Raw genomic sequence first — 14,215 nt, 5'->3', positions numbered from 1 at the left:
CTCAGAGCAGGGGGGAGAGCAGGCGGGCGGCCTGGGTCAGGAAGCGCATGGGCAGCGACCGACCCTTGACCTCGGCCATGTCGACCTGGCGGCAGAGCCTGAAGTCTTCCACCAGCATGGCCTCGACATCGGCAACCGTCTTCCCATCGGCAAACCACAGCGTGATTTCGAAGTTGATGGCGAAGGATCGGTTGTCGAAATTGACGCTGCCGACAGTGGCGATCTGGTCATCCATCAGCACCACCTTCTGGTGCAGGAAGCCATCCTGGTAGCGATAGACCGATACGCCATGCTCGATCATCGCGTCGGCATGGGCGATGCTCGCCAGCCAGACCGTCTTGTGGTCGGGCTCGTTGGGCAGCATCACCCGCACATCCACACCCCGCAGCTTGGCCGCAAACAGCGCCGTGCGAATATCGGTATCGGGCACGAAATAGGGGCTGACGATCCAGAGCCGTTCCCGCGCCCGGCCGATAATGTCGGTAAAGGCGATGGCGCATTCTTCCAGCTTGTCGGCCGGCCCGCTGCCCATGACCAGCACCGACTGGTCCCCGGGGGTTGCCACCGTATCTGGCGGAGTGGACGGTAGAGTTTCGCCGGTGGCCCATTCCCAATCCTCGCGGAACAGCAGGGCACAGCCCAGGGCCGCCGGCCCGGATACCCGCACATGCGTATCGCGCCAGCGTCCGAAGCGCAGGTTCTCGCCCAGATATTCAACGCCCACATTGTGCCCGCCGACCCAGGCGTGTTCACCATCCACCACCACGATCTTGCGGTGGTTGCGATAGTTGATCCGCGTCGGGCCATAGACACGCAGGAACTTGTGGCGCTGATTGAACCCCGCCACCTTGATTCCCGCCTTGCGCAGCTCGGCCCGGTAGCGCTTGGGCATGCCCGTGCTGCCGATATCGTCATAGAGCAGGTAGACCTTGACCCCGGCATTGGCGCGCTCGATCAGCCGCTCGGCCAGCTCCTGGCCCAGCCTGTCGTCCCGCACGATATAGAACTGCACCAGCAGGTATTCCTTGGCCTTGGCGATGCCCTCGAAGATCGAGTCGAACGTCGCCCTGCCATCGACCAGCAGTTCGACGTCGTTGCCGTTGAGAAACGGCACTTCCGACACTTTCACCTGCACTGGCCACTTCTGGCTGGTTTCCCGGTCGATCAGCGCCAGGTCCTTGGCCCGCAGCGGCCGCGCGGCACGGCCGTTGCGGATGCGGTCCGTGGCATAGTCGTCAAAGGCCTTCCAGCCGATCACCAGGTAGAGCAGGGTCGTCGGAAACGGAAGCAGCGCCAGCGCCAGGATCCAGGCGATGGAGCCCTGCGAGGTGCGTGAATTCATGACCTCGCGCACCGCGCAGACCAGGGCGAGCAGGTAAAACGCCGCCGTTATCGCCGCCACGATATGCAGGTCGGCGATGATCGCCCTCAAGATGTCGTCGATGCCGTACAAAACGCCTCCGGAGAGTCGTGCGGCGCCACTTTATCAGCCTAGGGCGATTGAACAATCCGTTGCGTAGGTGGCCTATTCGGGCTCGATCACGCTGGAAATGTCGATCGGCGTGCGCCCTTCCATCCAGACCGGGACGGGCAGGCCCTTCCCATGCAGGAATTCTGGGTTGAAGATCTTGCTGGCATAGCGGTTGCCATAGTCGCAGAGCACCGTGACGATGGTTTTGCCCGGTCCCAGGTCACGCGCCATGCGCACTGCACCGGCGATGTTGATGGCGCTCGATCCGCCCAGGCACAATCCTTCATGCTCGAGCAGGTCGAAAATGTAGGGCAGGGCCTCGGCATCTGAAATCTGGTACGGATTGTCGATCGTCAGGCCCTCCAGATTGGCCGTGATGCGACCCTGGCCAATGCCCTCGGTGATTGAATTACCCGACGATTTGAGCTCGCCATGGGCATAGTAGTTGTAGAGCGCCGCGCCCTCGGGATCCGCCAGCCCGATCTTCACGTCAGGGTTGCGCGACCGCAGCGCCTCGGCAACGCCGGCCAGCGTGCCGCCCGAGCCCACGGCGCAGATGAAGCCATCGATCCGGCCATTGGTCTGCTGCCAGATTTCGGGCCCAGTCGTTTCGACATGGGCGCGCTTGTTGGACGTGTTGTCGAACTGGTTGGCCCACACCGCGCCGCCAGGCAGTTCGCGATTGAGTTTCTCGGCCAGTCGGCCGGAAATCTTGATGTAGTTGTTGGGATTCTTGTAGGGCTTGGCCGGAACCTCGATCAGCTCGGCGCCATAGAGGCGCAGCGCGTCCTTCTTCTCCTGGCTCTGCGTATCGGGGATGACGATCACCGACTTGAAGCCAAGCGAATTGGCCACCAGCGTCAGCCCGATGCCGGTATTGCCCGCGGTTCCCTCGACAATCGTCCCGCCCGGCTTCAGCGCCCCTGACTTGACGGCATCATGGATGATGAACAGGGCCGCACGGTCCTTGACCGACTGGCCCGGATTGAGGAACTCGGCCTTGCCCCAGATCTCGCAACCCGTGAGTGCCGAAACCCGGTTGAGGCGGATCAGCGGCGTGTTGCCGATGGCGGAGATCAGGTCTTTGTGCTTGGACATAGGGGCAATCTGCAGGGGCGAGGAATGCCTATGCTAGGGGCCCCGCCAATCGCCCGCAAGCTATAAGCGCCTCTGGCGGCACGGCTTTTCGCCATTCGGCCCTCCCGCGCAACGCCAGCGCGCCTATCGCGGGTCGGCGCAATATCATTCCACCCATGTCGCGGCAGTGGCCCTCATGCTCACCACGAGGTCCTTTAGAGCGCACCCGCCGCTTCCAGCGCCCGCAATCGGCTGGCCTTGAGGTCGACAATCGGTTTCGGATACGTTTCCCCGATGGCAACCCCAGCCTTGTGCAGCACCTCCCGCGGTGCCTCCGCTGGTCGGTGGATCCACGCATCCGGCAGCGCGGCCAGTTCCGGCACCCAGCGCCGCATATAGTCGCCATCGGCATCGAAGCGTTCGCCCTGGACCGCCGGATTGAAGATGCGGAAATAGGGGGCAGCGTCGAGCCCGCTGCCGGCGACCCATTGCCAGCTCGCCGGATTGTTCGCCACATCCGCATCGACCAGGCAGTCCCAGAACCACTGCTCCCCCAGTCGCCAGTCGATCAGCAGGTTCTTGGTCAGTAGCGACGCGGTGAGCATGCGCACCCTATTCTGCATATAACCGGTCGCCCAGAGTTCGCGCATACCCGCGTCGACAATGGGCAGGCCGGTGCACCCCTGCTGCCAGGCGGCGAGGTCCGTTCCCGTATCCCGCCACGCCATATCGGCATATTTGGGCTGCATGGGCACCTTGGCAATATCGTCCCGGTGATAGAGCTGGTGGTAGCTGAAATCGCGCCATGCCAGCTCCGACAGGAACTTGTCGACCGCGGCCTGCCGCCGATGGTCGGCATGGGCGATGGCCTGCGCCGCATGCCAAACCTGCCGCGCGCTGATTTCACCAAACCGCAGATGCGGCGAGAGCCGGGAGGTCGCATCCTTGCCGGGAAAGTCCCGGCCCTGGGCATAATCATCCAGCTGCTCGTCGAGAAAGGCGACCAGCCGCTGCTGCGCCGCGGCCTCGCCGATGGTCCAGTGCTGCGCCAGCTTTCGGCTCCAACCGGGGGCATGATAGCTCCCGTCGGCCGGCTTGTGGGCAATCGGCTCGCCGCCATCTGGCCTGCCGAGCGGCACGGCGATCGCCATCTCGCGCAGCGTTTTCCAGAACGGCGTAAACACCGAATAGGGTTTGCCCTGACCGGTGGCGATTTCCCAAGGCTCGATGAGTAGGTTGCCGGCAAAGGAACGTACGGCGACGCCGTCATACTTGAGACGCGTCATGATCGCGGTATCCGCGTCGCGTTCGCCAGGGGCATAGCGGCGGTTCCAGAACACTGCTTTGGCGTTGAGTTCGGCAACGACGCCGGGCAGCAGGGTCAGCGCGTCGCCGTCGCGCACCACCAGCGTAATGCCCCTTTCCGCCAGGGCCGCGCCGAATGTGTCGAGGCTCTGTTGCAGCCACCAGCGCGCCGCGGCGCCGGGCGGACGGATACCTTTTGTCGTCTCGTGGATATAGAGGGCAACGACGGTCTCGCCGGCTTTGACAGCCGCGCTCAGCGCCGGGTTATCGGCAATGCGCAGGTCGTTGCGCAGCCATGCAATGTAGGTCGAACCCATTCTGTAGCCTCCGGCTAACGATACGAGCCGGAGCACAAGATGGTTTCACCCTACTCCATCACCTCGGCCAGATGCTCCATCGCGGCGCTCCATGCCTCCATGGAGAAAATGCGGGATTCCGGGTCCGAATGGGCCAGCCCGCGCTCGGTGAGTGTGATCTGGGTCTGATCCTCGCCCAGCGCCTTGAAGGCGATTTCGAGCACGAAGATCAGCTCCTCGGCATCTTCGCCCTCGCCGTCCTGATGCACCCAGGACATGACCAGCTTCTCGTTCTCCACAAATTGCAGGATTTCCCCGCTGACCACATGGTCTTCCGGGTCCTCGTCGTCGCCAAAGGTGGTGAACTTGTATTCGCCACCCTCAAACGCATCGAGCTCGGCCTCGTCGGCCTGCCATTGCTCGATCAGCGCCGGGTCGGTCCAGGCGGCGAATACGTCGTCGATATTGGCGTCGATGGTCCGCGTCAGCGTGATCTGGCTTTCGCTATCGAGATCAATGCCATTGCCGTTGCTCATTGCCGGCTCCTTCTGTTGCGGGTTTGAGTTTTGTATGGGGCGGCTATTGCTCAATCTCAGCCGGCCCGGTGCAGTTCCGCATGCCGCGGCAGGAAGATGGTGAGAAAGCCCAGAAACGGCAGGAAGCCGCAGAGACCGAAGACTGCCACGATGCCGATCCGGTCGGCCAACGCCCCGAGCACCGCCGCGCCGATGGCTCCGACGCCAAAGGCAAAACCAAAGACAAAGCCGGCTACCATGCCAACCTTGCCTGGTACCAGTTCCTGCGCATAGACCACGATGGCGGAAAACGCCGAGGACAGGATCAGTCCGACAAGGACGCTGACTGCCGCCGTGCCGAACAGGTTCATATGCGGCAACAGCAGCGTGAAGGGCAGGGCGCCCACGATCGAGCACCAGATGACGGTCAGCCGCCCGAACCGGTCGCCCACGGGGCCGCCGATGAAGGTGCCGGCGGCGATCGCACCCAGGAACAGGAACAGGTAAAGCTGTGCTTCCTGCGCGGTAAGCCCGAACTTCTCGATCAGGAAAAAACTGTAGTAGCTGGTGATCGAGGAAATATAGACATACTTGCTCAGCAGCAGGGCGCCGATGACGAGGAACGCCACCGTCAGCCGCCGCCGCGACAGGATTTGCTGTGCCGCCTTGAGCACGGCCTTGCCCGAATGGGCCCGCTGGTGTGCAGCATACCAGCGCCCTACCGCCGTCAGGATCACCAGAGCGGTTACCGCGACGATGGCGAACCAGGCGGTGCTGGCCTGGCCCCGCGGCAGGAGAAAATAGGCTGCTGCGAGGGGGCCGATCGATGTACCCAGATTGCCGCCCACTTGGAACAGCGACTGCGCAAATCCCAGTTTTCCGCCTGAAGCCAGCCGCGCCACGCGCGAGGCCTCCGGGTGGAAGATTGCCGAACCGACGCCGCCGATCATCGCGGCCAGGACCAGCAGCCCGAAACTGTTCGCGGTCGCGATCAGCATGATGCCCGCGAGCGCGAACAGCATGGAGGCCGCCAGTGCATAGGGCATGGGATGCTTGTCGGTGTAATACCCCACCAGCGGCTGCAGAATCGACGCTGTCATCTGCTGAGCGAGCGTGATCAGGCCGATCTGCATATAGTCCAGCCCATAGGCGTCCTTGAGCAGGGGATAGAGCGCCGGCAGCAGGAACTGCATCAGGTCGTTGAGCAGATGCGAGGCGCTGACCGCCAGGATAATAGCGAGCGATGTCCGCTGCACTGCGGGTGCAGCCTTGGCCGAAACGGCGTCCATGACGGGGAGTCCAAAATGCCAGAAATATGGGCGCACCCCTAGCGCGCTCCGTCTCCTCTGGCAATGCTTGCCGGCAATGCAACGTCCCCGCACGGACCGGCGTTTCCCTGAACAGGAGAACCATCGCCATGATCAACAATCACTTCGTGATCTCGCAGCGCGACAGTGTCTGGCAATTCAGCTTCCGTGGCGATGTGACGGGCCCGTTCACGAGCAAGGCCGATGCCATCCGCGCCGCTATCCAGGCCGCCGGCAAGGTCAGCAACGCCGATGTGGAGGTGGTGGTTCGCGACGCCGATGTGACAGCCGAAACCGTCTGGCGCAGCGGTCAGACTAATGGGCCGGGGACCTAGTGTCGCCAGACCGACACTGCCATCCGGCAGCTGCAAGAAGTGCAATGATTTCAGGAAATTGGCTCCGCGAGCTGGACTCGAACCAGCGACCATTCGATTAACAGTCGAACGCTCTACCAACTGAGCTATCGCGGAACACCAAGGCCTCCCGTGGGAGCCCTGTCGGGCTTCCCATGGGGAAGCGAGGTCCGTTTAGCGGACTTGATTTGCTTTGCCAAGCCCTCAATTGCCCGGCATGTGAATAAGTGGTGACGGCCCGTGGTTCCCCGCGATCCGCCCGAGGGCGATGAGGTCATCCATAGTGTTGACGTTAGCGAACGGGTCCGCGCCCGCAACACTGGCCCAGTCTACTGGCGCAGCGCCCAGCATTTTCTGCAGCGCCTTGAGGCTGGGCGCCGCGCTGCCTGCCCGCACCTGTGCCGGCAGCGTCGCCAGCGCCTCCAGGCGCCAGATGGCATTGGGCGGATGAAACTGGTCGCCGCAGGCGGCATAGGCAGTTGCGGCGCTTCCCAGTCCCTTACTCATGACTGTCACGAAATCTGCCGGCAGGAATGGCGTATCTACGGCAACAGTGACCAGCAGGCCCGTCCCGATGCCCCGCGTTCGCAGCGCCTCGACAGCCGCGGCCAGACCCGCCAGGGGACCGCCCACAGGCGCGTCCAGGTCGGCAACAGCGACTGCCCCGGCCGGCAGGCGAAACCTCTTGTCGCCGGGTCCGGTGGCGATCATCAGCGGCCCGTCGACCGTACCCAGCGCTGCCGCGACCCGGTCCACCAGCCGCCGGCCGCCGATCCGCAGATCCGCCTTGCGCACGCCGCCCAGCCGCTCGCCCCGGCCCCCGGCGATGATCACGGCATGGGGCAGGGTCATTTGCCAGTGCTGACCGGTTCAGGCCGGATGCCGAAACGCAGCAGCAGAATCATGCCGATGCCGGCCACCAGCCCCCAGAACGGCGACCCGACGCCGCCAATGGTGATGCCCGATGCCGTGGTGACAAAGGTCAGGATGGCCGGCAGCCTTGTCTCCTCGGCAACCAGGGCGCCCGACAGTGCCGCCGTCAGGCTCGACAGCAGCGCGAGGCCCGCTACCGCCTGGATCAGTAGCGGCGGCGACGCCGCCACGAATGCCGCCGCCAGGCTCGCCGCTGGCGCCAGCAGCAGATAGACCACGCCCGCCGACACGGGAGCGGGCCACCGGCGCGCCTTGTCGGGATGGGCCTCCGGTCCCGCGCAGATCGCCGCCGTGATTGCCGCCAGGTTGCTGCTATGCCCGCCAAACAGGGCCGTGGCACCGCTGGCGAGGCCCGTGATGATGAATAGCGGCGCCGGCTTCAGCACATAGCCATTGGCCCGCATCACCGCGAGGCCCGGCAGGTTCTGCGACGCCATGGTGACGACATAGAGCGGCAGCCCGATCCGCACGATCGCGTCCAGCGTGAAGACCGGCATGACCGGCACCAGGCTCGGCCAGCTGCCGTCAAGCGCGCCCGGCGGCAGGTGCGTCGTTGTTGCCAGCATGATTCCGGTCACTACCACCGCGATCGGCACGGCATAGCGCTTGGCGAACCGCAGCCCGATGATCCAGGCCAGCAGGATCGGCAGCGCCAGGGCCGGCATCTGTGCCACCGCCGTGATCGGCGCGAGGCACAGGGTCAGCAGCATGCCCGCCAGCATGGCATTGGCGATTGGAGCAGGAATGGCGCCAACGGCGCGGGCCAGCGGCTTGATCAAGCCTGTCAGCACGATCAGCGCCGCTGCTACGAGGAACGCGCCTGCCACGGCTGGAAATCCGCCCACCGGCTCGCCCACCGTCAGAAGAAACGCTGCCCCGGGTGTCGACCAGGCAAAGCTCACCGGCAGCTTGACCTGCGCGCTGACCACGATGTTGAGGATGCCGATGGCGATACACACCGACATGAGGCCCGAGCCGGCCTGCTGCGGCGAAGCGCCCCCTGCTGTCAATGCCGCCAGCACCAGCGTGAACGTGCTGGCATAGCCCACGATGGCCGCTAGCGCGCCCGCCATCACCGGCTGCAGGAGTTCCCGCCTGCCGCCGCTCTCCGTCCACTGACTCACTGCCTGTCCCCGCTCGGTTGCGGCAGCAACCTAAGCAAGCCCGCCCTGCCGGTGAAGGCCCAAACCACGCGCGCTGAGCATTTTCCGGGTGCGAGACCGTTTCGGCGGCTCGGCTATTCCCAGGTGACCACGCCGGTATAGTTCTCGGCCAGGCCCTGCTGGGCGACGCGGGAGCCGGCCAGGTAGTCGAATTCCGCCCGCTGGATGCGCCGGCCGAAAGCGCCAGTTTCAGGGAAGGTGTGGAGCAGGGTGGTCATCCACCAACTGAACCGCTCCGCCTTCCAGATGCGCGACAGCACCTTGGCCGAATACGCGTCGATGCCGGCGGCCGATTTCTCGACAAAATTCTCGATCAGGGCATCGGCCAGCGCGGCGACATCGCTCATCGCCAGGTTCAGCCCCTTGGCCCCCGTAGGCGGCACGATATGGGCCGCGTCGCCCGCCAGGAACAGGCTCCCGAAGCGCAATGGCTCGGCGACGAAGCTGCGCAGCGGCGCCACCGATTTCTCGATCGAGGGGCCAGTCTGCAGCGCCTCGGCCGTTGCCGGGTCTAGCCTTGCCCGCAATTCGTCCCAGAACCTGTCGTCCGACCAGGCGCTGGCCTGCTCGTCGGCGGGCACCTGCACATAGTAGCGACTGCGGCTGTGCGAGCGCTGCGAGCACAGGGCGAAGCCGCGCTGGTGATGGGCATAGATCAGCTCATCCGCCACCGGCGGGCGGTCCACCAGCACGCCCAGCCAGCCGAACGGATAGACCCGCTCGAACGTGGTCAGCGCCTGCTGCGGCACGCTCTGCCGCGCCACTCCGTGGTAGCCGTCGCAGCCGGCGATGAAGTCGCAGTCGATCCGGTGCGTCTGGCCGTCCTTGGTGTATGTGACCCATGGTCGCCCATCCAGGTCATGCAGCGCCACATCCTCGGCCTCGTAGATCGTGGTCGCTTCGCGCACGCCCATCAGGTCGCGGGTCACTTCGGTCTGGCCATAGACCATGACCTGCCGGCCGATCAGCTCCGAGAAGTCGATGCGATGGCTGTCGCCGTCAAAGCTGAGTTCAATGCCGTGGTGGATGAGCCCCTCCGCATGCATGCGCTGGCTGGCCTGGGCGCGGTCCATGAGTGCAACGCTGCCCTGTTCCAGCACGCCGGCGCGAATGCGGCCCAGCACATAGTCAGCGCTCCTGCGCTCGATGATAACGGCATCGACGCCGGCCAGCTCGAGCAGCCGCCCGAGCATAAGGCCGGCCGGACCCGCCCCTACAATCACAACCTGATGACGCATTGTTCCTCCACATTTTCGCGCCAGCATGCTCCGCCCCCGGGCAGTCGGGAATGGACAGCTGGCGCAATTGCTTGCACTATCCGAACATGAAAGGTGTTCTGACATATGCGCTCTATGGAGAAGCGGTCAGTGACCGGCAGCATGACTGGTTGCATTGGGAAACCATCCAGTCGCGCAGCCGGCTGCATCGCTATCGCATCGCGCCGCACCGGCACGAGCAGTTCTTCCAGATTCTGAGCCTCACCGGCGGGCGGGCCCAGGTGACGCTGGATGGCACTGCGTTCGGCCTGGCACCCCCGGCAATCGTGGTCGTGCCGGCCCTGACGGTGCACGGTTACGACTTCAGCCGGGACGTGGAGGGGGTGATCGTCACGCTGATGGCGCGTGACATGGCCGAGGGCATGGAGAGCCTCGCCGCTGGCGTGATCGCCACGGGCACCGACCCGGTTCATCGCGCGCTGGATGGCTTGCTCGCCGAAGCCGATCGCCCGGGCGAGCAGCACGATCTGGCCATGCGCGCCCATATCACCTTGCTGCAGGTGGCGCTGCACCGCGCCCGCAGCCTGCCGGCCTCCCTGGGTGCATCTGAGGGGCGGGCTCGCGTGCATGTCGGCGCCTTCCGCCTGCTGGTGGATGAGAAATTTCGCGAAACGCGCCGCATCGCCGACTACGCCGATGCGCTCGGCATCAGCCAGACCCATCTCAGTCGGGTTTGCCGGCAGGTGCTGGGCGCTTCGGCCCTGACCGTGATCGAGCGGCGCATCGCCCTCGAGGCGCGGCGGCAACTCCTGTTCTCCACCCTGTCGATCAAGCAGATCGGGGCAGGGCTGGGCTATGACGATCCCGCCTACTTCACCCGCATGCTCAAGCGCGTCCTCGGCGTCCCGCCCCTGACATTTCGCCGGCAGGCCGACCGATAGTCATCCGCGGCGGATGCGGGCGGCAACGTCGCGCACGGCCTGCATAAGGCTGTCGGCGGCCAGGGTGGACACCATGTCGGTCCGCGTCGTGAGGCCCACGGGCCCGGTAGTCTCGCTGGTATCCACCGGCAGCAATGCCAGCTGGCCCTCTGCCACATCGACGGCCACGACGCCCTCCGAGATGATCCAGATGGCGTCGGTCTGGCGGACATAGGCCCGGCCGAAAGCGTTCGAGACCGTTTCGATCTCGTCCCGCAAATGGGTAATGCCGTGCGCCAGCAGCATCCGGTCCACGAGGTTCCTGATAACCGAATTGGGCGTCGGCATCAGGGTCTGGTAGGCCTCGATCATCGGCAGCTCGAACGGCCGTTCTGCCAGCAGGGGATGCCCGGGCCGGACTGCCATCACCACGCGCTCCGAATAGAGGTGTTCGAACGACAGCCCCACCATGGCGTCAGGTTCGGTCATGCGCCCGATGACAAAATCGACGTCTCCCGTTCGCAGCAGGGTGAGCAGGTAGTCGTTGGGGCCGGTGATCACCCTTGTATGAACGCCCGTGCCGGTCGCCGTGAACGCCTCCACCGCATCGGGCAGGATACGGGCGGAAACCGTGGGCAGCGCCCCGACCCTGACGGTGGTGGCCTCATGCGTCCCCCGCGCTACGTCGATGCCCTGGCGCAAGGCGGCAAGGCTGGTCGAGGCATAGCGGTTAAACACCTCCCCGAACGGCGTCAGGAACAGCTTGCGCTTGCTGCGGTCAAACAGGCTGCCACCGAGCAGTTGTTCGAGTTCCTGGATGGTCTTGGACACCGCCGGCTGGCTGATATGGAGCAGGTCGGCGGCATTGCCCACACTCTTCAGCCGCGCCACCTCGAGGAAGCATACCAGGTGGCGGAGCTTGATTCTGGGATCGATCATGCGCGGCGCCACATGCACCTCCGGTTATGAAACAGCCTGCTTTACCCCAGGCGATGCGCCGGTGGGCCGGCAACTCCGGGGTGTCAGGTTATACTGCCATCATCTTTAGCCATTTGGTTGGCGATGGGCCAGCTATTCATCCGGGCGCGCACCACTCAGAAAATTCACTGTCCGTTAGGCGGGGTATTGCATAAGCAATTGCCGTCCAATACGTACTGCGGACGTGAGGCCTCGTGGCGGAGTGGTGACGCAGCGGATTGCAAATCCGCGTACTCCGGTTCAATTCCGGACGAGGCCTCCAATATTCCCAGCGACAGAGTTTCGTGATCTTCGACCTGGGCGCGCCCCGGGGGTGCCGTACCGGCCCGCTGGTGCCGCCCGTCCAATCCCGTCACCCGCGAATATGCATGCCCCTCATGCGCCTGCATATTATCGCATATTCCCTGTCGGCTCTTGCCATGTCCAGCCACCGACTATATTCACGTCCGTCATATGAATTCACCCGGGCGGGCAACTCTGCATGGTCGATTTCCAGCGCGCACGCGCACATATGGTGGAGAGCCAGCTCAGGGCTGGTGGCGTCACCAATGCGCCAATCCTGGCCTGCATGCGGTCTATTCCGCGCGAGGATTTTGTCGATCCCGGCCGTCGTGAGCTCGCCTATGCGGACGATATCCAGTGGCTGGGCAACGGCCGCTTCATGGCGGCCCCGGCCACGCTGGCCAAGCTGATCAAACTCGCGGAAATCACCAGCGACGACACCGTGCTCGATATCGGCGCGGCCTCGGGCTATTCCACCGCCGTCATTGCCGGCCTCGCCGCCTCGGTCACCGGGCTCGAACAGGACGCTGCCCTGGCTGCCACAGCTGCCACCAACCTTGCCACACTTGGCCTGGCCAATGCGCGCATTGTCGCCGGGGATATCGATCAAGTGGGCCTGGCTCGCTTTGACGCGATCATCGTAGAGGGGGCCCTCGACAGTGTCCCCGATGCCTTCCTCGCGGCGCTGAACGAGGGTGGGCGGCTGGTTGCCTTGATTCGAAATGGCGCCGTCTCGGTGGCCCATGTCTTTGTAAAATCGGGTCGCGGCGTTACGGCGCGCGCGGAGTTCAATGCCTTCCTGCCGCCATTGGTGCAGCGGCCGAACGAGGAATTCACATTTTAGCGCGATAGTCGTCCTGTTGCCCTTGGGGCACGTAGGCGAGTTAATCGCACTTTGGGTGCTGGTAGGGATTGTCGCGGCAGGTTGTGTACCCCATGTGCCGCGCATAGTGTTTCGGGGTCGTCGGAGGCGGGCATGGGTTTTCGCGTAAATTTGGTCGCCAGTGCGCTGGCTTTGGTGCTGGCGGCCGCGTCGGTGGGCGGGGCCCAGGCGCAGTCGATCACCCAGGCGCTGACGGTGGCCTATGATCACGCGCCCGATCTGCAAGCAGCCTTGCTCAGCGCCAAGTCAGCGGCGGAAAATGTTGCCCTGGCTCAGGCCGGCAAACGGCCGACCATCGGGGCGTCGCTGAGCGGGACGCAGAGTCTTTCCCTTGCTTCGGGCAGCACTGAGTGGGTCGACAGCACCAGTTTCACCACCGGCGTCTCCTACAACCAGACCATCTTCGACAACTTCAAGACCGACGCGCAGGTCGAGGCAGCGCGCGCCGGTGCTGAAGCGGCCGAGTATCAAATCCGCAATACCGAGCAGAATGTGCTGCTCGCCGTCGTTCAGGCCTATATGTCGGTATTGAGCGACCGGCAACTGGTTGCTTTGCGTCAGGAAAACGTCAATTTCTTCCAGGCGCAGCTGCAGTCGGCGCGCGATCGTCTTGATGTAGGCGAGGGCACCCGCATCGACGTCGCCCAGGCCGAGGCCCGGCTGGCGCAGGGCGACGCCGCCTATCGCGCGGCGCTGAGCAGCCTCGAAATCAGCCAGGCCACGTTCCAGCGTTACGTCGGCGCAGCCCCGCAGAACCTTGATTCCTCGCATAATTACGGCCGGCTGGTTCCCTCCAGCCTGCAAGCTGCCATTTCCCAAGCCGAGACCGGCCATCCTGCGATCCTGCTTTCGAAGGCGGCCATTCGGGCTGCGCAGGCCGGCACCGATGCTGCACAGGCGGCGTTCGGACCAACCGCGTCGGTTACCGGCTCGGTCGGCAGTCGCTTCAGTGTCGGTGGCAGTCCGCAGGACGGCCTCAGCGGCTCCATCGGCTTCCAGATCACCATTCCGCTCTATGCGGGCGGCGCTATCGGCGCCAATGTGCGCAAGGCCAATATCGAGCAGATCAAGTCCGAGGTGGACGCCATGTCTGCCTATGATCAGATCCGTGAGGCGGTCATTTCCGCCTGGGCCGGCATCCAGAGCGCCGATGCGCAGATTTCCGCGGCGAACTCCGCCGTGTCGGCCGGTCGCACCGTGCTCGATGGCGTTATCCAGGAGCGTGATCTGGGCACTCGCACCACGCTCGATGTCCTCAATGCCCAGGCCGAACTGACCACCGCACGCGAGGGGCTCATCAATGCCTCCACCAACAAGGTCATCGCCACGTTCTCGCTGCTGTCGGCCATGGGCCGCCTGACGGCGACCGATCTGGGCCTCGCCGTCGAGGTCAAGTCTGCCGTGCGCTACAATCAGGCCGTCGAAGACGTCTGGCAGGAATTGCGCACCGTCGCCGAATGATCGACCCGCGCGCAGGTTTTCGGTAAACTGCGTCAGGTCGCCTTCGTGCTTCGG

The 14,215-nt window shown here is 64.6% G+C and carries 13 protein-coding genes and 2 tRNA genes; 5 read left to right on the top strand and 10 right to left on the bottom strand.

The genetic code is table 11. From position 1 onward, the window contains the following. Position 1 precedes the first annotated feature (1 nt). The 5 genes from cls to IH615_RS06560 all read right to left on the bottom strand — a co-directional run bounded on the left by cls (position 2) and on the right by IH615_RS06560 (position 5,953). The gene (gene cls, locus IH615_RS06580; RefSeq protein WP_291360820.1) at positions 2 to 1,453 is read right to left on the bottom strand and encodes a cardiolipin synthase; all 1,452 of its coding nucleotides are present in this window, start codon (positions 1,451 to 1,453) and stop codon (positions 2 to 4) included. A gap of 72 nt (positions 1,454 to 1,525) precedes the next feature. Continuing rightward, entirely contained in the window at positions 1,526 to 2,569 is a 1,044-nt protein-coding gene (locus IH615_RS06575) for a cysteine synthase A (RefSeq protein WP_291360818.1), read from the bottom strand. Positions 2,570 to 2,763: 194 nt separating this feature from the next. Continuing rightward, a complete protein-coding gene (locus tag IH615_RS06570; protein WP_291360816.1) occupies positions 2,764 to 4,170 on the bottom strand; it encodes a deoxyribodipyrimidine photo-lyase in 1,407 nt (468 codons plus the stop codon). Between the two features lie 50 nt (positions 4,171 to 4,220). After that, on the bottom strand, positions 4,221 to 4,685 hold the full coding sequence (locus IH615_RS06565) for an SRPBCC domain-containing protein (RefSeq protein ID WP_291360814.1): 465 nt from the start codon (positions 4,683 to 4,685) through the stop codon (positions 4,221 to 4,223). A gap of 56 nt (positions 4,686 to 4,741) precedes the next feature. After that, on the bottom strand, positions 4,742 to 5,953 hold the full coding sequence (locus IH615_RS06560; protein ID WP_291360812.1) for an MFS transporter: 1,212 nt from the start codon (positions 5,951 to 5,953) through the stop codon (positions 4,742 to 4,744). Between the two features lie 128 nt (positions 5,954 to 6,081). Between IH615_RS06560 and IH615_RS06555 the strand changes: the two genes are divergently transcribed. After that, positions 6,082 to 6,306, top strand: coding sequence for a DUF2188 domain-containing protein (locus IH615_RS06555; RefSeq protein WP_291360810.1), 225 nt, complete (start codon positions 6,082 to 6,084; stop codon positions 6,304 to 6,306). A gap of 59 nt (positions 6,307 to 6,365) precedes the next feature. Here the strand turns inward: IH615_RS06555 and IH615_RS06550 are convergent. The 4 genes from IH615_RS06550 to pobA all read right to left on the bottom strand — a co-directional run bounded on the left by IH615_RS06550 (position 6,366) and on the right by pobA (position 9,658). Then, positions 6,366 to 6,441, bottom strand: a tRNA-Asn gene (locus IH615_RS06550). 87 nt (positions 6,442 to 6,528) lie between these two features. Then, positions 6,529 to 7,176 (bottom strand): molybdenum cofactor guanylyltransferase, encoded by a 648-nt coding sequence (locus IH615_RS06545; RefSeq protein WP_291360808.1) that lies wholly within the window; start codon positions 7,174 to 7,176, stop codon positions 6,529 to 6,531. Further along, a complete protein-coding gene (locus IH615_RS06540) occupies positions 7,173 to 8,381 on the bottom strand; it encodes a benzoate/H(+) symporter BenE family transporter (protein WP_291360807.1) in 1,209 nt (402 codons plus the stop codon). The genes IH615_RS06545 and IH615_RS06540 overlap by 4 nt, the downstream gene beginning before the upstream one ends. A 113-nt stretch (positions 8,382 to 8,494) precedes the next feature. Continuing rightward, on the bottom strand, positions 8,495 to 9,658 hold the full coding sequence (pobA, locus tag IH615_RS06535) for a 4-hydroxybenzoate 3-monooxygenase (RefSeq protein ID WP_291360805.1): 1,164 nt from the start codon (positions 9,656 to 9,658) through the stop codon (positions 8,495 to 8,497). Positions 9,659 to 9,744: 86 nt separating this feature from the next. Here pobA and IH615_RS06530 point away from each other — a divergent pair, with 86 nt between their 5' ends. Beyond that, positions 9,745 to 10,578 carry a helix-turn-helix domain-containing protein gene (locus IH615_RS06530; protein WP_291360804.1) on the top strand — a complete coding sequence of 278 codons (834 nt, stop codon included), beginning with the start codon at positions 9,745 to 9,747 and terminating at the stop codon, positions 10,576 to 10,578. Here IH615_RS06530 and pcaQ read toward each other — a convergent pair whose 3' ends face one another. Further along, complete coding sequence (gene pcaQ, locus IH615_RS06525; RefSeq protein ID WP_291360803.1) at positions 10,579 to 11,496, bottom strand: pca operon transcription factor PcaQ; 918 nt, start codon at positions 11,494 to 11,496, stop codon at positions 10,579 to 10,581. A 227-nt stretch (positions 11,497 to 11,723) separates the two neighbouring features. Between pcaQ and IH615_RS06520 the strand changes: the two genes are divergently transcribed. From IH615_RS06520 to IH615_RS06510, 3 genes are all read left to right on the top strand, one after another. Then, positions 11,724 to 11,797 (top strand) — tRNA-Cys (locus tag IH615_RS06520). Positions 11,798 to 12,016: 219 nt separating this feature from the next. Next, a complete protein-coding gene (locus IH615_RS06515) occupies positions 12,017 to 12,661 on the top strand; it encodes a protein-L-isoaspartate O-methyltransferase (protein ID WP_291360802.1) in 645 nt (214 codons plus the stop codon). 132 nt (positions 12,662 to 12,793) lie between these two features. Further along, positions 12,794 to 14,161: a TolC family outer membrane protein gene (locus IH615_RS06510; protein WP_291360801.1), complete on the top strand. Its 1,368-nt coding sequence runs from the start codon at positions 12,794 to 12,796 to the stop codon at positions 14,159 to 14,161. Positions 14,162 to 14,215: the final 54 nt, after the last annotated feature.

Source organism: Devosia sp. (assembly GCF_014860165.1).
GTDB lineage: Bacteria > Pseudomonadota > Alphaproteobacteria > Rhizobiales > Devosiaceae > Devosia.
Note: the sequence above shows the minus strand (reverse complement) of the source record. Positions and strands in the feature narration are given on the sequence as shown.